The organism is Komagataeibacter intermedius TF2 (assembly GCF_000964425.1).
Taxonomy (GTDB): domain Bacteria; phylum Pseudomonadota; class Alphaproteobacteria; order Acetobacterales; family Acetobacteraceae; genus Komagataeibacter; species Komagataeibacter intermedius.
Window position 1 is genome coordinate 1 of the sequence record NZ_BANF01000332.1, and the last position, 311, is coordinate 311.

Below are 311 nucleotides of genomic sequence, written 5' to 3' on the forward strand. Positions count from 1 at the left end.
CTGATCGGCATCCCGCGGGGCCTGACCCGGAACTGCCCGGTTCTGGCATACGAGACCTGGCTCCGGCAGGCCGGGATCACGGAAGGTCCGGTCTTCCGGCGTATCTGGTCTGCACGGGGCCACAGGGCAGGAGCTACTCCCGTTGGGGTGCTGCCCAGGATCGGGCCGCACGCCCTGTCGGATCGGGCGGTCACGGACATCATCCGTAAACGATGCGGTGACACCCATCTTGAGGGGGACTTTGGCGGGCACAGCCTGCGCCGCGGCGCCATCACCACGGGGGCGAAAGACGGGTATGATCTCCTGGAACT

At 67.2% G+C, this 311-nt stretch carries 1 pseudogene; it reads left to right on the plus strand.

The features are described from left to right. Window positions 1-311, plus strand: a pseudogene (locus tag B7449_RS17405) (integrase); the annotation flags it as partial.